Genomic DNA, 23133 nt, shown 5'->3' with positions numbered 1-23133 from the left:
GTCACCAGCTGGTGGCCACTCGCCCCCTTTTACCTATCCCCAGCCCTCTCTCGCCAATCCAGCCCGGACGCCAGGCTTTCGAGCTGACCTCCATTTGTTGATCTTGCCCGGCAATTCGCCATTTCCTCCTTTCCCTTCGCTCTCGGGCCGTTAATATAGCCAATTGGCAACACACGCCTCGTCGGAGTCTCCCATGAGCCATGCCAACCACGCCCCTTTGGTCAATCGCAGCAAGCTGGAAGCTGACATTCAGGGCAGTAGCCATATAGGTGCTTGCCATGGCCAATGTCACGTGACTTTTCTATGCTATCGAAATGGTTATGCAAAAGAAGAGGGCTAGCGAATGCACTTTGCTTCAGAAATATAAAGATAACCAATTGATTTTAATGTTATTTACCCCCCCTAAATCAATGTAAAATAGTGTTAGATAGAAGGCGCTATTCGTGTGTTAGTACAGCCCTCCATCTAATCACAGTTAGGAGCAATGGAGAGAGCAATGGGATTCTTAGAAATATTCGTTACATCTCTTGGTGGAACAGCAACCGCAGTTGCAATACTCGGCTATTTAGGAAGAGGATTGCTAGATAATCGATTAAAAAAAGACTTTGAAGACCACAAATTACTAATGAACGAAGCATTGTCGATAAAAGCCACAGTTAACAGATATTCACGAGTAGTAATGATTGCAGCTGAGGACATACAAGATAGGCTGTGGCATTTGTGCGAACGACAAGCAGCTTCGAAGAATAAAGTACTCGAAGCACAAGAGGATTCCAAGCCAATGTATGGGTCATGGCCCATGACCAAGCAACATTATCTACTTGGAACAATGTACTTAATTTCAAGATATTTATGCTGGGTGGAAATTCTTAAAGAAAGAGTAAGGTTTCTGGAATTCAATGACGACGAGAAAACAAAACTGTTTTACTACCACCTGAAAAGGATTGAGAGGATGCTAGCAGACACATCTCTTCACGATTATTCGGAAAACAGAATCTCTACTGACAAACCAGTTTTTCAATTAATGCAGTCTGAAATTGGACAATATCTAATGAAGGAAAATGGTGGCGAACTTAGCTGTATTGGGTTTCCTGAATTCAAAAAGAATTACAATAAACTAAAAGAATCTTCAGATGCAATTTCGCGCTTAGAAGAACTATTGTATGGTTCTATGTCGAGTGCGAAGAGCAATTTTTGTCTAACGAGGTTGAAGCTTTTAGGAAATTCGCTAATGGATTTAGTCAAATTTTTGCATGAGCATAATCAGCTAGAAGAAGCTGAAGGTTTAGAGAAATTAACAATACAAGATTTTAATATCGATAAGTATCATGAAAAGTGGCCAGTCAAGCCTAACAAGGCAATGCAGCTGACCGCCTTTGGTGGCAGCTGATTGCGGCGTTAGGTGTAGATGCACGCTGCCAATGTGAATTCTAGAGGAAGGATGATATGAGCATCAATTTCGGTATTGTTAGCAACTACATCAGCGATCGAGGATTTGGATTTGTTCGCGGGCTACTGCTTGGAAACAGCTCCGAAGTTTTCTTTCACATTACAACCATCAAAAGAACAGATCCAGAATTGGCGGCGAGACTTGCTAGCGACCCTTTTGGCGAAAACTTCCATTTTTGGTTTGAAACAGAAGTAACACCAAAGGGAACGCAGGTTCGTTCCATCTTGTCGTCTGAGCAAGTCAGACGGGGCGCCATTACCGAACCAAACAGACTTATCGAGAGGGTTGAATTTTGTTGGCGAAATGTGGGACGTCAAAAGCCTTCATGGCTTGACGCCGTAACCTCTGACCTTATGGGTAGAGATCGCACTGATAAGCTGAGCCTAGAGCGTGGGCACCTCGAAACTGAGGGACAAAAAAAACGCGAACTAGAACGCAAAGAATTTGAGGCAAAAACAGCAATCGAGCAAGAGAGAACACAACGACAGCGTGATGCTGAGAGAGCACAAGAACAGCTCGAAGAGGACGAATTTAAGAGTTTGGTGGCTGAAACAACGAAATTTGCATTTACGCACAGCAACCAAGTGTCACATTATATTGTTTCTAACAGACTTGGCTACAAATATAAAAACATCTCTGGCGTCCTACAAATGGAGCTTGATGGAACAACTTGGGACTTCAAAGGAGGCTTCCCGCCAAATATATACGCAAAATTGTGTGATGAGTTAGGTTTATCAAATAGTGGAACAAGGGCAAGAGCCGTAGCTTTTGAGTCGTTTGGCAATATCGAAGAGCGCTCCAACAGGAAGTAGACGTCACAATGACCACCTAACCAACAATTCAATCCGACGCTTTTTAATTCAGGTTATAGAAACCCATAAGAAAATCCGGAAAACATGAATCTGCTGGAAATCTTTCAGCCCGTAGCCTGTAGGTTCGATTAATGGAGCGTATTCTAGCAGTCGCGAATAAAGCCGCACACAGGTAGCCGAATAATCATCAGGCGCCCTTCCAACGATCATTCTGCCGCGATTATCTGATGACGCTTCGCTCATCAGACTGATAAAAGGGATTTCCCCCTCATAAATGATCGGGAAATCCCTTGGGGAGTCCTTTTCGGCCCCTGATGGCCCTGTCTGGCGTTCCAGAGCCAGTATAAGTTCAATTTATGGTTTTTCCGATAATGACCCAGCATTTGCTTATAGTGGCGATCACCTGTCCATTGACGGCTGTTCTGGCCCCGTCAGGGGTCAGAGAGACCAATTCCCGCCCCTGCACTGCGCCAACGGCGCCCCCTCCCCCCTGGGGATTCAATCCCCCCAGCCACTGACCTATAGTGGCCCCTACTCGAACAACCTTTGCGAGCAGCACCATGTATATCGGCGAATTTGCCCGGCTGGCGGGCACCACCCCAAAGGCGGTCCGCCTCTACGAGCAGCTCGGGCTGCTGCCCGAGCCCAGGCGGCGCGGCAAGTATCGCGTCTACCGGGCCGAGGATCTGGAGTGGGTCGGCTTTATCCGCGAGGCCCAGCGGCTTGGCTGCAAGCTCGGGGAGCTGGTTCCCCTGCTCGCGGGCGTCACCAGCCTCGATCACTTCCCCTGGCAGAAGGTGGAGCAGCTTATCGCGGACAAGCTGGCGCAGATCGAGGCGGAGGTCGCCCGGCTGCAACGCCAGCATCAGGGCTTGAGCCAGTGCGCCACGCTGCTGGCGCAGCACCCCTGCCGCTATGGCGCCCCGGCGCGGCAATCCCCCGACGGGCGGGATCATCCAGCCGCCGCGGATCGGGGGCAAAAGGTGGCTTGACTCTGTCCCATGGGACAAGGGGTGTAATGGGGGCTCACTTCAAGGAGCCATACCATGACCCCCAACCTGCTTGTTCTCAACGGCAACCCCAAACCCGACAGCCTCTGCCACGCTCTCGCCCGAGAGTATGCCCGCAGCGCCGAGCAAAGGGGCGCGCGCGTCACCCTGCATCACGTGGGGGAGCTCGCCTTCGCGCCGGATCTTCACCATGGCTATGACGAGGTGCAGCCCCTCGAACCGGATCTGCAGGCGGTGCAGCAGAGCCTGATGGAGGCCCACCATCTGGTGATCGTCGCCCCCGTCTGGTGGGGCCACCTGCCAGCCCGGCTCAAGGGACTGCTGGATCGCACCCTGCTGCCGGGTTTCGCCTTTCGCTACCAGCCGGGGAAGGCGTACCCGGAGCAGTTGCTCGCCGGCAAGACTGCGCGCCTGCTGCTCACCATGGACAGCCCCCCCTGGTATTACCGCTGGTGGCAGGGAGCCCCCCTGGAGCGCACCCTGGACAAGCCGGTGCTGGGGCTCTGTGGCATCCGGCTGACCCACCGCCAGCATCTGGGGCCCGTCCACACCTCGGATGAGGGGGCCCGCCAGCACTGGCTCCGCCAGGCCGGGGCCGCCGCCCGCCAGGATGTGCAGCGGCTGGGCAGGCGTCCCGCCTAATCCCTGCCATGGGCATGTTTTGCCCATTAAAAAGCCCCGCAATTGCGGGGCTTTTGTCGTCGAGGCGGGGGTTATTTTGCCGCGATGGCGTCTGCCATGGGGCTCTGGAACTCCTGCTCGGCTTCTGCGAAGCGATCCTGCATGGCCTTGGAGGGGGCCTTGTCCAACAAGCTGAACAGCACGATAGCCAGGGTGGCAAACAGGAAGCCCGGGATGATTTCGTACAGACCCAGCCAGCCGAACTGCTTCCAGATGATGACGGTCAGGGCACCGGTCAGCATGCCCGCCAGGGCGCCGTTGCGGGTCATGCGGGACCAGAGCACGGAGAGCAGCACCACGGGACCGAAGGCGGCACCGAAGCCGGCCCAGGCGTAGCTTACCAGCCCCAGCACCCGGTTCTCCGGGTTCACCGCCACGGCGATGGCGATGAGGGATATGAGCAGCACCATGGCGCGGCCGACCCACACCAGCTCTTTCTGGGAGGCGTTCTTGCGCAGGAAGGGCTTGTAGAGATCCTCGGTGATGGCGCTGGAGCAGACCAGCAGCTGGCAGCTCAGGGTACTCATCACGGCCGCCAGGATGGCGGAGAGCAGCACACCGGCGATCCAGGGGTTGAACAGGATCTTGGAGAGCTCGATGAAGACCCGCTCCGGGTTGCCGGTGACGCCAGCCGCCTGCTCGGTGAAGGTGCTGAAGTAGGACAGACCGAAGAAGCCGATGGCCACGGCGCCGCCCAGGCAAAGCACCATCCAGGTCATGCTGATGCGACGGGCGCTGGCCATGGAATGGTGGGAATCCGCCGCCATGAAGCGCGCCAGGATGTGGGGCTGGCCGAAGTAGCCCAGGCCCCAGGCCATCAGGGAGATGATGGCGATGAAGTCCAGGTTCTTGAACATATCGAGGTTGCTGGCGTTCTGCGCCGCCACCTGCACCATGGCGGTGTCGATGCCGCCCACGGCGATGATGACGAACACTGGGGTGAGGATGAGGGCGAAGATCATCAGGGTGGCCTGCACGGTATCGGTCCAGCTCACCGCGAGGAAGCCGCCGAAGAAGGTGTAGGTGATGGTGGCTGCGGCGCCGACCCAGAGGGCGGTGTCATAGCTCATGCCGAAGGTGCTCTCGAACAGGCGGGCACCGGCCACCACGCCGGAGGCGCAGTAGATGGTGAAGAACAGCAGGATCACCAGAGCGGAGAGGATGCGCAGCACCCGGCTCTTGTCTTCGAAGCGGTAGGTGAAGTAGTCCGGCAGGGTCAGGGCGTTGCGGTTCTTCTCGGTGTGAACCCGCAGCCGACCGGCCACCCAGCGCCAGTTGAAGTAGGCGCCGATGGTGAGGCCGATGGCGATCCAGCTCTCGGAGATGCCGCCGATGAAGACGGCGCCTGGCAGGCCCATCAGGAGCCAGCCACTCATGTCGGAGGCGCCGGCGGAGAGGGCGGTCACCCAGCTCCCCATGCGGCGGCCGCCGAGAATGTAGTCGTCAAAGTTCTGGGTGGCGCGATAGGCGATAAAGCCGATCAACACCATCCCGAGGATGTACACCAGAAAGGTGATGAGCATGGGGGTGCTAGCTGTCATTCAAAACTCCGTTATGTGACGTCTGTGTTCGTTCTTGCGACGAACTCTTCCTTAAAAAACCGGCCTAGAGTAATCAGCAGATCGCTGGACCACAACCACTTTTAACAAATAAAAAACACACGGAAAACGTTTAACACCTAACCAAGCAACCACTCAATTGCAATAAGGCCGGATTTTATCCCGACCTGCCAAGGGTTTACCCTGATCATCCCCTCCCCCGCGCCATAAAAAAGCCCCGACAGTGGCCGGGGCTCGGGATACCGACGGGCGGGATCAGCGGTTGATGGCGATGGGCATGCCGCTGCGCTGCTCCAGGGCCTGCTTGACCAGCTGGGAGTCGCTGTCCGCGTGGGCGATGAAGCGGGTCACGGCGGTGGACATGGGCAGCGGGGCCGGCAGGCTGGAGTTGAACTCCTCCTGGTTGCGGGAGAGGGGCTGGTGCACTTCCAGGTAGCGGCGGCCATCCGGCTCGACAGAGGCCTTGATGGGCTGGTTCACGAACTGGACGCGGGTACCGACCGGGACCTGCTTGAACAGGTACTCGATGTCGTCGTTGCGCAGACGCACGCAGCCGTGGCTCACCCGCAGGCCGATGCCGAACTGGGCGTTGGTGCCGTGGATGGCGTACATCTTGCCGATGTAGAGCGCGAACAGCCCCATGGGGTTGTCCGGACCGGCCGGCCAGACCGCAGGCAGGGTCTCGCCACGGGCGGCGTACTCGGCGTGCATCTTCGCGGTCGGGGTCCAGGTCGGGCCCGCCTTCTTGCGCTGCACGCTGGTCACCCAGTCTTCCGGGGTGTCGGTGCCGAGCTGGCCGATGCCAATCGGCAGCACTTCCACCACCTTCTTGCCTTTGGGGTAGTAGTAGAGGCGCATCTCGGCGACGTTCAGCACGATGCCTTCACGGGGGGCATCCGGCAGGATCAGCTGGTGCGGCACGACCAGCTTCTCGCCCGCCTGCAGCAGCAGGGGGTCTGCCTTGGGGTTGGCTTCCAGCATGTTGGTCAAGCCGAGCTGGAATCTGGCCGCTGCCGCTTCCAGGGGTTGGCCCGCCTCTTCCGGGGACACCACGTAGTCCAGGTTCTCCCCCACCAGGCGGCTGTTGGCTGCGGGCAGGGCATATTCGATGGCGAGGGCGGGCATGGCGGCCAGGATCAGGGAGCAGCACAGTGCGGCCGCCGTGTTGTGGAGGAGCTTCATAACTTTCCTGTGATAAAGGGGGTGGTTCAGCACTCTGGCCAGCGCGGAGGCGACGGGCGCGCCCGGGGCGAAGAGAAGGCCGCCATTTTTCTCCTCTGCCATGCAAATTTCAACCGCCACGTGCTGACGGGTCGGCGATTAAATACGGTGCCGCGCCGCGCCGCGGCACCTTGTCATAAGCGGGATCAGCCGTTTTTCCAACTGTGCATATCATAACCGGTTGGCGACTGATGCAAACGCAGATGGAATTGCTCAATTATCGCAAATATGTGGTCGAAAATATCAGCCTGTATCCCTTCATACTCGGCCCAGGCGGTGGTCGCCGTGAAGCAGTAGATCTCCAGCGGCAGGCCGTCCGTGGTCGGTGCCAACTGGCGCACCATCAGGGTCATGTCCTTGCGAATGCCCGCATGAGCCCGCAGGTAGGCGTCCAGATAGGCGCGCAGGGTGCCGAGGTTGGTGAGGTGGCGACCATTGATGGGGCAGCTGATGGCATCGCTGAGCTGCTGGTTGTAGCTGCTGAGCTCCTGCTCCTTGCGGCTGAGGTAGGGCGCCAGCAACCTGGCCTGCTTGAGCTGCAACTGCTCCTGCGAGGTGAGGAAGCGCACGCTGGTCATGTCGATGTTGACGCTGCGCTTGATGCGGCGCCCGCCGGATTCGGTCATCCCCTGCCAGTTCTTGAAGGAGTCGGAGATGAGGGCATAGGTGGGGATGGTGGTGATGGTCTTGTCCCAGTTCGACACCTTGACCGTGGTGAGGCCGATGTCGGTCACCTCGCCGTCCGCCCCGTACTTGTCCATCTGCAGCCAGTCACCGACGCTCAGCATGCGGTTGGCGGAGAGCTGGATACCCGCCACCAGGCCGAGGATGGGGTCCTTGAACACCAGCATCAGGACTGCGGTCATGGCCCCCAGGCCGCTGAACAGGAAGAGGGGCGACTTGCCGAGCAGCAGGGCGATCATCAGGATGCCCACCAGGATGCTGGCCACCAGTTTCACCCCCTGGAAGATGCCGCGCAGGGGCAGATCCCGCCCAAGCCGGGTATGACGGCTCAGGGAGAGCAGACAGTCGAGCAGGGCGAACAGGGCCAGCAGCAGGAACAGCAGGATCCAGAGCTGGGCCAGCAACTCGATAAGCGCCAGGCTCTCGGACGCTTTGGGCAGCCAGATCTCCGCCTGACCGAGCAGCACGGCCCCCTGGAACACGAAGGCGAGCCGGTAGAAGAGGCGCTGCTGCAACTGGGGCGGCAGCCACATCTGCTTGGTCTTGCCAAGCAGCCCCACCAGGCGCACCAGCAGGATGCGGTGCAGCACCAGGTGCAGCACCATGGCGGTCAGCACGATGAACCCCAGGGCGATCACCAGGGCCATCATGGGGGTCACATCGACCCCCAGGCCTGACAACCAGTTGAAAAACATCTCTTTCATCGTTACCTCCGCAATATCACACAGCGGTCAGGGTACGCATCTGGTCCCCCATGTCAAATGACAGGCCGATCACTATTGCCGAAACGACAACGCCCGGCAGGGGCCGGGCGTTGTCATCACCAGAGGGTGCCTTAGCCGACCAGGCTCAGGGCATCACGGGCGATCACCAGCTCTTCGTTGGTGGGCATCACCAGGGCCAGACGACTGCCTTCGACGGTGATGGGGCCTTCACCGCCCAGTACGGCTGCGTTGTTGGCCTCCTTGTCGATCTTGAAGCCAAGCAGGGCCAGTCGGGCCAGCACCATCTCGCGCACCATGGCGGCGTTCTCGCCGATGCCGCCGGTGAACACCAGGGCGTCCAGGCGACCATCCATGGCGGCAGCATAGGCACCGACGTACTTGGCAACGCGATAGGTGAAGACGTCCAGCGCACGCTTGGCACCGGCGTCGGTGGCGTAGTTGCCGGTGACGTAGCGGCAGTCGCTGCTCTCCTCGGTCATGCCCAGCAGGCCGGATTCGCGGGTCAGCACCTGGTTGATCTTGTCCACGCTGTAACCCAGGTTGTCGTGCATGAAGAAGACGATGGCAGGGTCGATGTCACCGGAGCGAGTACCCATCGCCAGCCCTTCCAGCGGGGTCAGCCCCATGGAGGTGTCGACGGACTCGCCGTTCTTGATGGCGCAGACGGAGGCACCGTTGCCCAGGTGGCAGTTGATGATGTTGAGCTCATGGAGCGGTTTGCCCAGCGCCTTGGCGGTCTCTTCGGCGATGAAGCGGTGGGAGGTGCCGTGGGCGCCGTAACGACGGATGCCGTTCTCGCGATAGAGCTTGTAGGGCAGCGCGTAGAGGTAGGCTTCCTCAGGCAGGGTCTGGTGGAAGGCGGTGTCGAACACGGCCACGTTCTTGTCGGCCAGGGCCGGGAACACCTTGAGGGCGGCACGGATGCCGATGAGGTGCGCCGGGTTGTGCAGGGGGGCGAACGGAATGGCGGCCTCGATGCCGGCAATCACGCCGTCATCGATGCGCACGGAGCGGGAGAACTGCTCGCCGCCGTGCACGATGCGATGGCCGATGGCGACCAGCTGATCGGCCAGGGCGGGATCCTGGGGCAGGATGTGGCCCACGATGTGGTCGAGGGCTTCCTGGTGCGCAGCACCGGCGCCCAGCATGGCGTCGCCCTTGACCCCGTGGAGTTTCCATTTGATACGTGCGTCATCCAGATTGAAGCATTCGGCCAGGCCGGACAGCATGTCCTCGCCCGTTTCAGCGTCCATTACGGCAAATTTCAGGGAAGAGCTACCGCAGTTAAGGATCAATACCAACTTGCTCATGTTCTACATCTTCCTGTGCTTCGGCTTTACGCCGACAGTGTCGTGTCATCCAGCGATGGATGGGATTCCCCTGCCGGGGGCTTATGGTCGCAGGAGGGTGCGTCCAATTTTTCAAATCGTTGGGCGCAGACCGTTCGTCTGGCGCGCGCGTCGAATCAGCGATTCGCAACGGGCCTCTGTTGGCCCAATCACTCGGGACTCCAGGCCCCGGTTGCCACTCAGGCGCCGGTCAGCAGCGACTGGTGAACCTTGACGACCAGCTTCTTGACCGAACCTGGGGTCGTCAGGGTACAGAGGGGGCGATGCAGTTCTCCCGGCCAGAAGATGGCGAAGTCGCCGGGCTGCAACGCCAGATAACTGGTCTGCTCATCATCGACGAACCAGAGATCGGGGTGAGGATGGTCGGCACCGTCCCGGCTGTAGGCGTGAGGGCCCACGCCGATCCACTCCTCGCCGCGCAGCAGCAGCTGGATGTCCAGATACTGCTCATGAAACTCGCCCCGGCGATCCGCCACCGGCTCTGTCAGATCCTCGCTCACCAGGCAGAACAGCATGAGGCCGTCGACCTCCTGCTTGCCGAGGGGGGCGTGCAGCCAGCGTTCGACGCTTTGCACCACCTCGGCCACGATACGGTTAAGGGGGGCGGGCAAGGGGGTGCGTTGCAAGGTATCCAGACTGCCGGTGATCATGAGGTTCGCATCCTTAGGTATATCTGTGGTCTATCTTTGTGCACCAATGAAAAAGGACCATTGAAGGTCCTTTTATCGTCTCGTCTGCCATCCGTGCAGACGGGGGCGCTGTCGCTTCCAAGCCGATGACGCCGAGTCACTGTTGCATACTCGTCCGCCCCTGCCAAGAGATACTCGCCCATTTACCTGATGATCGTACCAGTTGAAACAATATTATTCACTACCCAATCTCCCCCGACTTTGACCAGACGCAAAAACGGGAGCATCTGCTCCCGTTTTTTTTCCATCACCCGCTCAAAAGCGGTGCCATTCAAACCTTTCCGGCGTTTTCCACCGGCTTGGCGTACATGGCGCGCCAGATGGCCTTGTGCTCTTGTGGCACCTCGGACTGGCGAGTCAGGAAGGCGCTCTGCTCTATGGTGCTGGCCTTGCCTGGCACATCCGCCGCGAGGTAGTTGCCCGGGAAGAGGCGATAGCTGCTCCAGATCGCCTTGTCGATGAGCGCCGCCAGCTCGTCCGGATCGCTGAAGCCCTCGGTGATGGGGGCGCCGAAGGAGACATGTACCCGCCCCTTCTGGCCGACGATGCCCGCGACGATACTCTCGATGTCCTCAAACTCGCCCTTCTCGTAGCTGCCGTTGACCGACTTCTCGTAGAGCTCGCGCGCCTTGGCCTTGTCGGTGGGATCCAGCTCGTAGCTGATGCTCACCGGCACGATGTTGAGGCTGCGCATGTAGTCGACGAACTCGATCTTCTGCTTCTTGCCGTCCACGTAGAACATCTTGAGGATGGCCGGATCCGTCTTGTCATCCCCGTCCTTGGCGCGCCCCTCCTTCTGGGCGATCCAGATGGAGTGCCCCTCATGCACCGACTGGCCGATGTAGGCCGACAGCTCGCCGAGGGCCTTCATCATCTCCCGCGGCCCCTTGGCGGAGCGCTTGACGATGAAGCTCTTGTTGAGCTTCATCAGCTCGGTGGCGCAGGGCTTGCGCAGCAGGTTGTCGCCGATGGCGATGCGCACGGTATCGAAACCATGGGTGTGCAGCCCCCAGTTGACGAACGCCGGATCCATGGCGATGTCCCTGTGGTTGGAGACGAACAGGTAGCCCTGCTCCTTCTTGAGGTGTTCGAGCCCGGAGAAGCTCACTCCCTGGGTGGAGGTGGCGATCATCCTGGTCATGTAGCGGGTCACCCCCATCTGTACCTGATGGATGGTGCTGACCTTGGCCCACTTGTGGCGCAGGAACTGGCGGATCAGCGGGCGAATGGCCCAACCCAGCCAGCTCATCAGGGAACCGAAGCGGTATTTGGCGATGGCGCCGATAAACTCGTCATCCTGGATCAGCCGCTCGATGGCAGCCGGTACTTCTTCATCGCGATAGGGGCGAATGTCCGCGAATCTATCTACTTCTGTCACAATGTCTGCCTTGCATGTATGGAGTCGCGGCCTGCGTCTGCCGGCCGGGAAAATTCAGGGCGCAATTTTACACGCTTTTATCCCCAGGGGTATGAGAGGCGTACAGATAGTGCGATCTTGCAGTGAAAAAGCGATGGCGGTCACCCGCCAGCCCTCCTTTCGACAACGGCTCTGCTAGCCAGCGGGGTTGATGAGCGCGGTGAGGACGTGGTCCTCCCAGCGGCCGTTGATCATCAGATAGTCCCGAGCGTAACCCTCCTGCTCGAACCCCAGCCGTTCGAGGAGCGCGCCGCTTCGCAGGTTCGCGGGCATGTAGCTGGCCATGATGCGATGCAGGCCCCGCTCCCGGAACAGGTGATCGATGCCGGCGGCCACCACCTCCTGCATCAGGCCCTGCCCCTCATGCTCCTTGTCGATGGCATAGCCCAGGTGGCACGCCTTGAACATGCCCATCACAATGTTCGTGAAATTGCAGGTGGCGAGCACCCGCTCCCCCCTGGGATCGAGCGCTACCAGTTGCACGGCACTGCCCTCGAAATAGTGGCCGTAACCGTCGCGCAAGCGGGTCTGCCAGTGGGCAAGGGTGTAGAAGCTCTCCTCCCGCCTGGGCTCCCAGGGGGACAGGTGGGTGCGATTGCGCAGATAGAAATCCACCATCAGGCAGGCCCGCTCCGGGGTCAGCACGGTCAGCCGGGTACGGGGGGTGGCAATGTGGGGCAGCGTCGTCATCTCACCCTCAGGAGGTTGGAAGCGGACAGGAAGGTCATCAGAGATCCCTCAGCCTCAGCCACTCGTCCCGCAGCAGGCCGTAGTGCACGTGATCCACCACCCTGTCCGCCAGCCGCTCCGCCCGCCGGGTGATCCCCTCCTGGGTCATTCCCAGCCGCTCGCACACGGCTCGGCTCGCCTCGTTCTCGAGGGCGGCGCTGATCTCCACCTTCTCCATCCCCATCTCCTCGAAGGCGTGATGGATCAGGGCCTGGCAGGCCCGGGTGATGATGCCGTGCCCCTGCCAGCGCTCCGCCAGCCAGTAGCCGATGGTCACCTTGCCGAGATCCTGATCGATCTGGTTGTAACCGATGACGCCGACCACCTCCCCCTGATACTCGATGGCCGTGGTCAGCCCCTCCCCTCGGGCAAACTTCTCGATGGCGTGGCGAATGAAGGTGGCGCTGTCGGCGGGCTGCTGAATGTGGGGCACCCAGGGCAGCCACTGGGAGAGGTAGTCGCGGTTGCGCTGGCAGAGGCGAAACAGCTCGCTGGCCATGTCGGGTTGCAGGAACAGGAGCGCCAGCTCGTCATCCAGTTGCCATGAAAACATCGCCACTCCTCCCCGGTTCCGCTCCGGCCATCTGCCGTCATGGGAGCCAATGTAGTCAATCAATCCCTTGTTTGCCAAGGACTTTTCAACCGGCTTCCCCGCTGGCAACCCCCATATGGCGATCCCCATGCGGGCACCTTGCTACCAAGGTCATCAATCACCCCTCACAGCGGTTCAACATGCTGCGATTACCAGTATTCGTGGATGATTGGCGCTGTAAAAGTGAATCGTGCTACCTGTTTTCGCTGCCCTGTGACAAATGACAGGCCGTTATTTTCCCCCTTCCCACTAGTGTAAGAGCGCCGGGCAACGGACCCGGCGTGTAATCTTCATCGACTAAGGAAAGACGAGATGAACAAAGTCTATTTGGCCGTCATGCTGGCCTGCTGGGGAAGCGCCGCCATGGCGGCAGAACAGGTGGAAGTGAACCAGGTCTCCGACCTGACCGGTGCGGTGAGCGGCGCCGCCAAGATTGGCGCCCTTGGCGCCGGGGATGGCGAGTTTCGCAAGGTGCGAGCGGTGACGCTGCCCAATGGCCAGCAGCGGATACGCTATGAGCAGACCTGGCAGGGGATTCCAGTGTGGGGCCAGGTTCTGGTGGCCGATCAGGCGCTGGGGGGCCAGGTCAATCAGGTGTCCGGCACCATGCTGCGCAAGATCGATGCCGACCTGACGGGCCCGGCCGTTGCCCTCTCCGCCAGCGACGCCGCACGCCAGGCTCGCAGCGGTGCCAAGGGGAGCAACGAACAGGTCAAGCTGTTCGTGATGCAGGATGAGACCGGCCAGGCCAGACTGGTCTATCTGGTCTCCTGGCTCGCCGCCAGCAAGGAACCGAGCCGTCCCTTCGTGATGATCGACGCCCAGACCGGCAGCGAGCTCAAACGCTGGGAGGGGATCAACCACAAGGACGCCACCGGCCCGGGGGGCAACGTCAAGACCGGCAAGTATTACTACGGCGCCGACTTTGGCCCCCTGCAGGTGGATGACAACTGCCGCATGACGGGGACCAATGTGGACACCCTCAACATGAATCACGGCACCACGGGGGGCACCATCCACCAGTTCACCTGCCCGGAGAACACGGTCAAGGAGATCAACGGTGCCTACTCGCCCCTCAACGATGCCCACTACTTCGGCAACGTGGTGTTCGACATGTACCGCAACTGGTACAACACGGCGCCGCTGAGCTTCAAGCTCAAGATGCGGGTGCACTACAGCCGCAACTACGAAAACGCCTTCTGGGACGGCAGCCAGATGACCTTCGGCGACGGGGCCACCACCTTCTATCCACTGGTGAGCCTGGATGTGGCAGCCCACGAGGTGAGCCATGGCTTCACCGAGCAGAACTCAGGGCTGGTCTACTCCGGTCAGTCCGGCGGCATCAACGAGGCCTTCTCCGACATGGCGGGGGAAGCGGCCGAATACTACATGAAGGGCAGCAACGACTGGCTGGTGGGGGCCCAGATCTTCAAGGGCAACGGCTCCTTGCGCTACTTCGAGGACCCGGCCCGGGACGGCAAGTCCATCGGCCACGCCAGCGATTACTATGACGGCATCGACGTGCACCACAGTTCCGGGGTCTACAACCGCGCCTTCTACCTGCTGGCCAACACCAGCGGCTGGCAAACCCGCAAGGCGTTCGAGGTGTTCGTGCTGGCCAACCGCCTCTACTGGGGCCCCAACACCACCTTCGATCAGGGGGCGTGCGGGGTAACCAGGGCCGCCACGGATCTTGGCTACAGCGTGAGCGACGTGGCAGCCGCCTTCACCGCCGTCGGGGTCAATGCCACCTGCGGCGGCACCACGCCCCAACCGGGCAGCGTGCTGCAAAACGGGGTACCGGTGAGCAATCTCACCGCCGCCAAGGGGGGCAAGCTGAACTTCACCGTCGAGGTGCCCGCCGGCAGAAGCCAGCTGGTGGTGACCAGCAGCGGCGGCAGCGGGGATGCGGATCTCTACGTGAAGTTCGGCAGCGCGCCGACCGCCAGCAGCTATGACTGCCGCCCCTACAAGAGCGGCAATGCCGAAACCTGTACCCTGAACGCCCCCAAGGCGGGGACCTGGCACGTGCAGCTGAGCGGGTTCAGCGCCTTCTCCGGCGTCACCCTCAAGGCCAGCTACTGAGTCTGAGCGGGCATCAAGGGGAATAAGCGAAGAGCGCCGGCCTGGTCCGGCGCTTTTTTATGTCCGCTTGCCCGACCAGCGCCGGGCCAGGGTACGGGCCGCCTCCAGCACCCGCTCCTTGGCGGGATTGGGGCGCTTGCCGCTGCGCCAGGCCATCATCACGTCCCAGTGATCCGGTGGCAGATCCACCACGTCCAGCTTCACCAGGCGACCGAACTCCAGATCCCGGGTGATGGCGAGCGCCGGCATCAGGGTGATGAAGCCGTGCTCCAGCGCCAGCTCCCGCGCCGCACTCGCTGGCTGGATGGCGTGCAGCGGGCTCGCCACCTGACGCAGCAGGCGCAACTGCAGGATCAGCTCGTCGCAGCCCGTCCCCCACTGCTGGGGGGCCAGCCGCTCGTTGGCGATGTCCTGCAGGGTCAGCCCCTGCCGCCCGGCCAGCGGGTGGGTGGCGCAGGCCACAGCGATGATGGGGGAACGGTAAAGCAGTTCGAGCTGGATGCCCGCGATGGCAGGGCACTTGAGAATGAAGCCCACGTCGGTCTCGCCGGTCAGCAACTCCTGCATGATGATGCCAGAGTGATCCGTGTTGCAGCGGATCTCGAAGGTCTCGTCCACCAGGGCCAGCAGCAGGGGGCCGAACACCGCCGTGGTCAGGGAGGGGAGGCAGGAGAGCCGGATCCGCGGCAATGCAGGCGCCCCCTGCATCGCCAACCGCCCCCCTTCCAGTGCGCTCAGGGCCGCGGTCGCGGCGGGCAGAAACTGCTCGCAGGCCGGGGTCGGGGTGGCCCCCCGACGATGGCGACGGAACAGGGACTGGCCCAGCTCCTGCTCCAGCACGGCAATGCGCTGGCTCACCATGGGTTGTGACCAGCCGCGAATGGCGGCCACCTTGCTGAAGCTGCCACGGTTGGCCACATCCAGCAGCAGTTGCAAATCGTCGAGGGTCATAGCCATAACCAAATCCAATATGAAATATAGCCAGTTGTCGGCTACCACTATATCTGGAGCCCCACCAGAATAGCAGCATCAATCGTCATGAACCGGCTGAACGCCACCGAGCCAGGGAGTTGTCATCCCCTTGGCTCTGTTTGGTGACGGCGCCGTTCGGGCAAGAAAGACAACAATATCAGCGAAGCAAACAGAGGTATCAGGGTCATGGTGGATCGGGCGAGGCGGTTGGGGCGGTGGTTCTTGGCATTGGATTCCCTGCTGGTGATCCTGGGCTTCTTCGTGGTGATGCCCATGATCAGCCTGCGCTTCGTCGACCAACTGGGCTGGGCCGCCGGTGTGGTGGGACTGGCACTGGGGCTGCGTCAGCTTACTCAGCAAGGGCTGGGGGTCTTTGGCGGCTCCCTCGCCGACAAGTTCGGGGCGCGCCCCCTCATCGTCTGCGGCATGCTGCTGCGGGCGCTGGGGTTTGCCAGCCTGGCCTATGCCCAGAGCGGATTGGAACTGATCCTCTCCTGCATCATCTCGGGGCTGGGTGGCTGCCTGTTCGATCCCCCCCGCGCCGCCCTGGTGATCAAGTTCACCCGGCCACGGGAGCGGGGTCGCTACATCTCCCTGCTGATGATGCTGGAGAGCGCCGGCGCCGTGGTGGGAGCCCTGCTCGGCAGCTGGCTGCTCAACTTCGATTTTGAATATGTCTGCCTGCTGGGTGCCGGTCTCTTCGTCTGCGCCGCCCTGTGCAACCTGCTGATCCTGCCCCCCTACAAGCTTTCGGTGCGCCCGACGCCGATCCGGGACGGCCTCGGCCAGGTGCTGGCGGACAAGGCCTTCTGCCGACTGGTGCTGATCTTGAGCGGCTACTACGCGCTCTGGGTGCAGGTCATGCTGATCTTCCCCATTCTGGTCAAACAGATGGCGGGCAGCACCACGGCGGTGGGCTGGATGTACACCCTGGAGACGGCCATCTCCCTGGCCCTGCTCTACCCCCTTGCCCGGTTCGGCGAGCGCCACTTCAAGCTGGAGAACCGTCTGATGGCGGGGGTGCTGCTGATGACCACGGGGATCGGGCTGGTGGCCTTTGCCACCACCTTGCCCGCCGTCTTCCTGCTGCTCGCCTGCTTCTATCTCGGCATCGTCATCGCCGAGCCGGCGCGGGAAACCCTGATGACCAAGCTGGCACAACCGGGGGCGCGGGGCAGCTACATGGGCTTCAGCCGACTGGGACTGGCACTCGGGGGCATGACGGGTTACGTGGGGGGCGGCGCCCTGCACGACTACGCCATGGCCCAGGGGCAACCCTGGTTGCCCTGGCTGGTACTCGGCACCGTCGGTGTCACCACCTTGCTGCTGCTGGCCAACTGCTTCCAGCGCGGCTCCCGCCTGGCAGGGGTCAACGCCTGATCCTCTGGCAATCATCCCGTCTACCCCGGGCGCCCTTCTCTTGAAGGGCGCCCTTTTTTACCTTCTCCTTGCATTGCCCTCCCCCTCGTCTGCGCCCATCCGCCCGAAAATCCCCCATAAAAAAAGCGGCAGATTGCTCTGCCGCTTTTGTCCAGCCCGCTTGGCTGTTACTTGTTGATATCCAACATGTTGTTTTGCAACATGAAATCGATCACCTGGTTGGCAGTCGTCCCTGAACCGCCCGTCAGGGTGTCGAAGGTGTGGTTCATCAGCACTATCTCCTGGGTCATCGGCGCCGCACTGCTCTCCTTGACCTGCAGATGCACCCCTTCGCTGTCCTGGAACACCGAGAGCAGGCTCTTCAGGGAGCTCTCGCTCTTGCTGCCATCGCTGTCGAGCAAGTCGCTCAGATCCAGTTTGTCCCCTTCCGACTTGCTGAAATCGACGATGTAGTCCTTGGCCACCTTACCAGCCTCGGTATCCCCTTTCAGCCAGGTGAAGGTATCGGCACCTGCATCCCCCATGAGGATGTCGTTGCCGGCCCCCCCGATCAGGATGTCGTTGCCCAGCCCGCCGCTCAATATGTCGTTGCCGGTACCGCCATAGAGGGTGTCGTTGCCACTGCCGCCATAGAGGCGATCGTTGCCGCTTTCCCCATAGAGGGTGTCGTTGCCGCTACCACCGAACAGGGTGTCGTTGCCGGCACCGCCGTACAGGAAGTCATCACCCCCCTGACCGAACAGGATGTCATTGCCATCACCGCCGAGGAGGGTGTCACCCTTGTCATTGGTCGACGACTGATCGAACTCGCTGGCATGATCCGTGATGTAGGCATGCACCTGGGCATCGGTCACCGACCCGGCCCCCAGCTTGCCGCTCACATACTGCTTGATGGCCGCATACCCTTCCCCGCTGATGCCGGTGAAGCGAACAGCGTCGCCAAACAGGATGTCGTCGCCCGTACCGCCATCCAGCCTGTCAACGCCGGGCAGGTTGCTGACCGGCGTCCCCAGAATGGCATTGGCGAGATCGGAGGCATTGACCCCTGTCTTGATAACGCCATCGGAGTCATAAGACTTGAGGTCGTTATAGGAGATATTCGCTCCCAGTCCGATCGCCTCGACGGTCACTCCCATGCCGGTCAGCAGCCCGAAGCCGGCTACCGAGTTGGTGATGGTTGTGTCAGAGGAGTCCTGCCCATTGCCGCCAAGAGACCAGTATACGTAACCGCCTTTACCATCTGGTCGCATGGCTCCGATGGTGCTCTGGGTACCCCGCCAGTCGTAGGAGTAGACCCTGCCCTGAGCATCAATGATGGTCTTCCCATCATTGTTATAGATTTTGCCCGCCACATAGCTGCCCTTAAGCACCGTGTTAAGACGAACATCATCATCCCAGAACTTATCATTGACGATCGGATTGCCTCCCTCACTGTCCAGATAGAAGGTCGGCTTGCCATCGGTAATGAAATAGGTCAGGTTCTTGGCATTCGTATTACCTTGTGCGGTCGAACTGTTGAACCAGTTGGCCGTGGTCTGGAACACATCTTCATAGTTGGTCCCGCCGCCACTGTCTTTGCTGCCATCCATGCTGTCGAGGATCGCCTGCAACTTGGTCAACGCATCCGAATCCTTGAGGTTCACGCTCACCGATTTGTTGGCCAACGTATCAAAGTCCACCAGGAAGATATTGACCTTGCCCGCACCGGCTGCCCCCGCAGAGTTCTTGAGGCTGGTAAACACTTGGGACAGCTGGGTTCTGATGGTCGCCATGGCGTCACTGCCGATACTGCCGGAGCTGTCGACCATAAAGGCGAGGTTGTAGTTCTGGCCCGGCAGCATCACGCTGCCATCCAGATCCCCCACCACGATATTGTGCTCGCTGCCATAGGTCCGGTTCTGGTCCCCCGGCTCCCCTTCGGTGGCGTTGAAGTAGCTCAGGCGGATGCTGTCGTCATCGGTCGCGGTACTGGTCAGATCGGTCCCGACCTCCTTGGCGATGACATCGACCTTGAGATTGACCAGGCCCGCCTTGTCACCCGGTACCCGCAGAGTCAGGCCGCTCAAGTTCAGATCCAGTGCATTGCTGCTCCACAGCTTGTTCGACGCGGTGAAGGTCAGCTTGCCATCGTCCCCGACGGTACCCAGCAACTGGCTGCCCTTGTAGAGTTCGGAGCCTTTGGGCATGCCGCTCAGCACCAGGCTGTCAAACACCTCGCTGCCATCCCTGTCGGTGAGGGAGGCCGTCAGCTCGACCGGGTAATCCACCTTGGTCGGCGGAACCAGGGTCAGCTCACCCGTGGTCTGGTTGATCTGGTAGATGCCGTCTGCGAACTGGACATATTCCATGTCGTGCAGGGCCTTGGTCACCCCGACGCCTCGCTCGAACACGACGAAGTCGAACCACTTGTCGTTGCTCGAATAACCCTCCCCCTTCTTGATGGAGTAGTCGGCACGATTGCCGGGCAGCACGGCGATATCCGTGCCAGTCCCGCCATAGAGGCCATCGTTGCCAAGACCGGAGACCAGGATGTCGTTGCCTTCTCCACCATAGAGGGAATCGCCCTGGATGGCATCGCTGCCCACCAGAATGTCATCCCCCTGGTTGCCGACCAGGCTGTCGCCGCCTCCCTTCTGGCTCACGATGTAGTCGTTGCCGCTGGTGCCATTGACCAGATCCTGACCAGAAGAGCTATCGGTCAGGGTCTTGGTGATCCCGAGAGCCCCCTTGTCGAAGTTGCCGGACTGGAACTGGCCCGTGGTGATCCCCGCGCTCGGGAAGCTCAGGTTGTAAAGGGGAATACCGTTGCCCACCAGACTCAGGTTGACGGTCGGCTTGTCGGCCACCGCCGCCACGTCGATCACCAGCTTGCTGCCGTTGCTGAGGTTGGCACCGTCGCTTATCTGATAGCCGATGCTGGCATAGTCGCCCTTCATGTTGCCGACCACAGCGCCGTTGCCGTTGGCGGCATGGGTGCTCGATTCGTTCAGACCTGGCACGAAGCGCAGATGGCCTGCGTTTACCTCGGCATAGGAGATGAGGGATCCGGTTTGCACCGCAACCCACTGCCCAGCCGCATTGAGGTATTCGAGGGTACCGTTCAGCGGCAGGGTGTTGATCTGCACCCCGAGATCAGTCGCGTCCTGATCGTCGCTGGCACCGAACTGGGCCCAGGTCAGGACCTGGGGCTGATCTTCGGCACCGGTGCTGTGGCCGCCAGCCGCCGTCGGCGCCCGATCGTTGTCCACTATGGTACCGGTCCCGCTCTGACCACCGATGGTCACCGAGAGGGTCTCGTTCGTCTCTACCAGACGATCGTTCACCGTCGGGATGGTCACCGTGAAGTCTGTCACGCCCGCCGGTACCGTGATCTTGCCGGTGGTGCTGTTGTAGGTCACGCCGTTGCTGAACTGGGCATTGCCCCAGTCCTGGTTGGAGGCGGGGTTGTTGCCCGATCCGCGAATGGCGAAATCGTATTCGGTCGCTTCCTGGGTCGCATCGGACAAGGTGACCTTATGCAACAGGTTGCCCCCTTCAGTCACGCTCTCGCTGGAGACACCCTGAACCAGCGGCGTGAAGAGAGGCTTGGTGCCGAAGGAACCAATGCTGGCGTCACCGTCACCATCCACCACCCGGATCTGGAAGTCGATGTCACCATCACCCAGGGGTTTGGACATGCGCTGGTACTGGAAGAACTCCCACTTGCCGGTGGCTGGCGTGAACTCCAGCTTGAAGACGAGGTTGCCGCCCGCATCCTTCCCGAGCAGGGTATTGGCCCCGCTGGCGGTGATGGCGATGGCTGAGCCGGAAGCCGTCCGCAGACCATTCTCGAAGGTCGCCGGGTCCAGTACCAACCCGATGGAGCCCTTGCCGTCCGCCCCCCACTGCGGGGTCACGGTGCCGGAACCATAAGCGATGGCCTGCGCCGTGTTGGCACCGAGGAACTCGATGCTCTGTACGGTGAAGTCGCTGTTGTCGGAGGTATTGGTGTTGCCGTTGTTGGTCGCCTTGATCACCATGGTATCGAAGCCACCCTGCTGCACCTGGAAGTTCTGGTTGAACTCCCCACCCGATGCGTTGGAGTTGAATACCAGGGTGCTGATCAGCACACCACCGCGATAGAACTCCACGACCCCGCTCTCCAGCTCGCCGCCAAACATCTTGCTGAACTTGATGTTGGCGCCGTAGGCAACCTTGCCCGCATCCAGCCTGACGATCAGCTGCTCGGAGGCGGACGATCCGTCAGCAAAGTGACGGAAGTCGATCTCGTTGGCGAGGTTGTGGTAAGGCGCAGCACCGCTGGCTACCCCCAGCCCCGAGCTGGAGCCGTTGACATCCGCCGTTACCAGTGAGGAATCGGTTGCCGACTTGAAGCCCAGGGCGCTGATGGTAAAGCCCGACATGTTCAGGGTGCTCTGGTTGCCACTGTACTTGGTCAGGTCGAAGAGCCCGGTCAGCACGTTCGGAATATCGGTCTTCACCACGGAAACGGCATCGCTGTTGCCAGCAATGGGGGAGTCGTCCTCGACGCTGACATCCAGCTTGCCCTTGGTGACACCGCTGCCATCGGAGACTTCCACGTCCAGCTGGAACGACAACTTGTCTTCCGAGGTCGTATCCCCGTGGTCGAGGGGGCCCTTGAGGGTCACGTCATAGGTCCACTCTCCCTTGCCGCTGGCATTGGGTGCCGTCAGCTTGACCTCGACCACCGCCTTGTAATCGGCGCCACCAATCGCCCCCGTGTAGCCGACCAGCGTCTTGCTGCCCGCATCCCAGCTCCACTGGACCTTGGCCCCACCGGACGTCAGCCCGGCCGGTCCGTTCAGGGAGATGCTGAGCGTGCTGCTGTCGATGTCGCCCACCGAGAGGGTACCGGACGCCTTGATGGCGTTGGTGGTATCCGGGTTGCCGACCGTGTCGGCAATACCGTTTGCCAGCCCCTCTTCGGAGACGACAGCCCCGTTGGAGATGGTCAGCGTCGGCAGATCGTTGACCGTATCCACCTTGATGGTCACGGTTGCGGGACTCGCATCCACGGCGCCGTCGTTGTCTACCGCCGCATAGTTGAAGGTGGTGTTGCCGTTCCAGTTCGCATTCGGGGTGAAGGTGAGCTTGCCGGCGTCCGCCACCGCAATGCTCTGATCCACCGTCACAGCCACCCCGTTCAGATAGAGGATGCCGTTGGCAGGCAGGCTCTTGATGGTGAAACTCACCACGTTGCCATCGATGTCGCTGCCACTGAGGGTCGGAATGGCGATGCTGGCGGCATCTTCCTGACCGTTTGCCTGCTTGTTCGCCGTCTCCGGCGCTTCATTCAGGATCTGCGCGTTGTCGCTGCCCGGCAGGGAGACGTTGCCCGCCTTGTCGGTCTGGGTCGCCGTCACCGTCAACGACTTGCCGTTGGCCGGGGTCGTCTCCGTCCAGCTGATGGTGCCATTCTGATAGCCGTAGCTCTTGCCATTGCTTGCCAGCAGGGTGCCATCGGCCTTGAGCGTCAACTGGACAGTGCTGTTCACCCCACCATTGTTGATGGTCAGCGTCACCTTGCCGCCCGCAACCAGGTCTGCGTGATTGATCCCGGCGCGTACCTGGATCTGATCATTGCCAATCTCGGCCTTGGTCAGCATCTGGTCGTTGTTGGCATCATCCACGATAACCACGGTCGGGGCGCCGGTCGCGGTGGTGTCGCCCATGGTGGCGTTGTCGCTGCCCGGCAGCGAGACGTTGCCCGCCGCGTCCACGATGGTGGCGGTCACGGTCAGCTTCACGCCGTCCGCC

General features: G+C 60.6%; 16 protein-coding genes. 6 read left to right on the top strand and 10 right to left on the bottom strand.

Features of this window, described 5'->3' with window-relative positions:
* The first annotated feature begins 496 nt into the window (after positions 1 to 496).
* The 4 genes from ACVDHI_RS19075 to ACVDHI_RS19060 all read left to right on the top strand — a co-directional run bounded on the left by ACVDHI_RS19075 (position 497) and on the right by ACVDHI_RS19060 (position 3914).
* On the top strand, positions 497 to 1390 hold the full coding sequence (locus ACVDHI_RS19075; RefSeq protein ID WP_319918551.1) for a hypothetical protein: 894 nt from the start codon (positions 497 to 499) through the stop codon (positions 1388 to 1390).
* Between the two features lie 56 nt (positions 1391 to 1446).
* On the top strand, positions 1447 to 2262 hold the full coding sequence (locus ACVDHI_RS19070; RefSeq protein ID WP_323944658.1) for a cold-shock protein: 816 nt from the start codon (positions 1447 to 1449) through the stop codon (positions 2260 to 2262).
* A gap of 560 nt (positions 2263 to 2822) precedes the next feature.
* Positions 2823 to 3254 (top strand): MerR family transcriptional regulator, encoded by a 432-nt coding sequence (locus tag ACVDHI_RS19065; RefSeq protein ID WP_041212963.1) that lies wholly within the window; start codon positions 2823 to 2825, stop codon positions 3252 to 3254.
* Positions 3255 to 3308: 54 nt separating this feature from the next.
* Complete coding sequence (locus tag ACVDHI_RS19060) at positions 3309 to 3914, top strand: NAD(P)H-dependent oxidoreductase (RefSeq protein WP_447212412.1); 606 nt, start codon at positions 3309 to 3311, stop codon at positions 3912 to 3914.
* A 71-nt stretch (positions 3915 to 3985) separates the two neighbouring features.
* On the opposite strand, the gene putP is transcribed toward ACVDHI_RS19060, so the two are convergent.
* The 8 genes from putP to ACVDHI_RS19020 all read right to left on the bottom strand — a co-directional run bounded on the left by putP (position 3986) and on the right by ACVDHI_RS19020 (position 12879).
* Positions 3986 to 5494 carry a sodium/proline symporter PutP gene (gene putP, locus ACVDHI_RS19055; protein ID WP_323944661.1) on the bottom strand — a complete coding sequence of 503 codons (1509 nt, stop codon included), beginning with the start codon at positions 5492 to 5494 and terminating at the stop codon, positions 3986 to 3988.
* Between the two features lie 273 nt (positions 5495 to 5767).
* The gene (locus ACVDHI_RS19050) at positions 5768 to 6694 is read right to left on the bottom strand and encodes a L,D-transpeptidase family protein (RefSeq protein WP_010675523.1); all 927 of its coding nucleotides are present in this window, start codon (positions 6692 to 6694) and stop codon (positions 5768 to 5770) included.
* Between the two features lie 185 nt (positions 6695 to 6879).
* Complete coding sequence (locus ACVDHI_RS19045) at positions 6880 to 8121, bottom strand: mechanosensitive ion channel family protein (protein WP_010675524.1); 1242 nt, start codon at positions 8119 to 8121, stop codon at positions 6880 to 6882.
* A gap of 131 nt (positions 8122 to 8252) precedes the next feature.
* Positions 8253 to 9452, bottom strand: coding sequence for an acetate kinase (locus ACVDHI_RS19040; RefSeq protein WP_010675525.1), 1200 nt, complete (start codon positions 9450 to 9452; stop codon positions 8253 to 8255).
* A 218-nt stretch (positions 9453 to 9670) separates the two neighbouring features.
* On the bottom strand, positions 9671 to 10141 hold the full coding sequence (locus ACVDHI_RS19035; RefSeq protein WP_447212411.1) for a YhcH/YjgK/YiaL family protein: 471 nt from the start codon (positions 10139 to 10141) through the stop codon (positions 9671 to 9673).
* 310 nt (positions 10142 to 10451) lie between these two features.
* Complete coding sequence (locus ACVDHI_RS19030; RefSeq protein WP_010675527.1) at positions 10452 to 11558, bottom strand: 1-acyl-sn-glycerol-3-phosphate acyltransferase; 1107 nt, start codon at positions 11556 to 11558, stop codon at positions 10452 to 10454.
* A 174-nt stretch (positions 11559 to 11732) separates the two neighbouring features.
* Complete coding sequence (locus ACVDHI_RS19025; RefSeq protein WP_286700844.1) at positions 11733 to 12287, bottom strand: GNAT family N-acetyltransferase; 555 nt, start codon at positions 12285 to 12287, stop codon at positions 11733 to 11735.
* A gap of 37 nt (positions 12288 to 12324) precedes the next feature.
* A complete protein-coding gene (locus ACVDHI_RS19020; protein ID WP_010675529.1) occupies positions 12325 to 12879 on the bottom strand; it encodes a GNAT family N-acetyltransferase in 555 nt (184 codons plus the stop codon).
* Positions 12880 to 13230: 351 nt separating this feature from the next.
* On the opposite strand from ACVDHI_RS19020, the gene ACVDHI_RS19015 reads away from it, so the two are divergent.
* Positions 13231 to 15003: a M4 family metallopeptidase gene (locus ACVDHI_RS19015; RefSeq protein ID WP_447212410.1), complete on the top strand. Its 1773-nt coding sequence runs from the start codon at positions 13231 to 13233 to the stop codon at positions 15001 to 15003.
* A gap of 57 nt (positions 15004 to 15060) precedes the next feature.
* On the opposite strand, the gene ACVDHI_RS19010 is transcribed toward ACVDHI_RS19015, so the two are convergent.
* Complete coding sequence (locus ACVDHI_RS19010) at positions 15061 to 15960, bottom strand: LysR family transcriptional regulator (protein WP_029314793.1); 900 nt, start codon at positions 15958 to 15960, stop codon at positions 15061 to 15063.
* 201 nt (positions 15961 to 16161) lie between these two features.
* On the opposite strand from ACVDHI_RS19010, the gene mdtH reads away from it, so the two are divergent.
* On the top strand, positions 16162 to 17355 hold the full coding sequence (mdtH, locus tag ACVDHI_RS19005) for a multidrug efflux MFS transporter MdtH (protein WP_029314794.1): 1194 nt from the start codon (positions 16162 to 16164) through the stop codon (positions 17353 to 17355).
* Between the two features lie 167 nt (positions 17356 to 17522).
* Here mdtH and ACVDHI_RS19000 read toward each other — a convergent pair whose 3' ends face one another.
* Positions 17523 to 23123 (bottom strand): type I secretion C-terminal target domain-containing protein, encoded by a 5601-nt coding sequence (locus tag ACVDHI_RS19000; protein ID WP_447212409.1) that lies wholly within the window; start codon positions 23121 to 23123, stop codon positions 17523 to 17525.
* Positions 23124 to 23133: the final 10 nt, after the last annotated feature.

Source organism: Aeromonas sp. 25-248, from assembly GCF_053005425.1.
This window is presented reverse-complemented; position numbering and strand designations above follow the sequence as displayed.

Excerpts from the sequence above, each read along its gene's own strand:
- ACVDHI_RS19015 (WP_447212410.1), top strand. The coding sequence starts at position 13,231 with ATGAACAAAGTCTATTTGGCCGTCATGCTGGCCTGCTGGGGAAGCGCC.
- ACVDHI_RS19045 (WP_010675524.1), bottom strand. The coding sequence starts at position 8,121 with ATGAAAGAGATGTTTTTCAACTGGTTGTCAGGCCTGGGGGTCGATGTG.
- ACVDHI_RS19050 (WP_010675523.1), bottom strand. The coding sequence starts at position 6,694 with ATGAAGCTCCTCCACAACACGGCGGCCGCACTGTGCTGCTCCCTGATC.
- ACVDHI_RS19065 (WP_041212963.1), top strand. The coding sequence starts at position 2,823 with ATGTATATCGGCGAATTTGCCCGGCTGGCGGGCACCACCCCAAAGGCG.
- ACVDHI_RS19075 (WP_319918551.1), top strand. The coding sequence starts at position 497 with ATGGGATTCTTAGAAATATTCGTTACATCTCTTGGTGGAACAGCAACC.
- ACVDHI_RS19040 (WP_010675525.1), bottom strand. The coding sequence starts at position 9,452 with ATGAGCAAGTTGGTATTGATCCTTAACTGCGGTAGCTCTTCCCTGAAA.
- mdtH (WP_029314794.1), top strand. The coding sequence starts at position 16,162 with ATGGTGGATCGGGCGAGGCGGTTGGGGCGGTGGTTCTTGGCATTGGAT.
- ACVDHI_RS19035 (WP_447212411.1), bottom strand. The coding sequence starts at position 10,141 with ATGATCACCGGCAGTCTGGATACCTTGCAACGCACCCCCTTGCCCGCC.
- ACVDHI_RS19010 (WP_029314793.1), bottom strand. The coding sequence starts at position 15,960 with ATGGCTATGACCCTCGACGATTTGCAACTGCTGCTGGATGTGGCCAAC.
- ACVDHI_RS19025 (WP_286700844.1), bottom strand. The coding sequence starts at position 12,287 with ATGACGACGCTGCCCCACATTGCCACCCCCCGTACCCGGCTGACCGTG.
- ACVDHI_RS19060 (WP_447212412.1), top strand. The coding sequence starts at position 3,309 with ATGACCCCCAACCTGCTTGTTCTCAACGGCAACCCCAAACCCGACAGC.
- ACVDHI_RS19070 (WP_323944658.1), top strand. The coding sequence starts at position 1,447 with ATGAGCATCAATTTCGGTATTGTTAGCAACTACATCAGCGATCGAGGA.
- ACVDHI_RS19020 (WP_010675529.1), bottom strand. The coding sequence starts at position 12,879 with ATGTTTTCATGGCAACTGGATGACGAGCTGGCGCTCCTGTTCCTGCAA.
- putP (WP_323944661.1), bottom strand. The coding sequence starts at position 5,494 with ATGACAGCTAGCACCCCCATGCTCATCACCTTTCTGGTGTACATCCTC.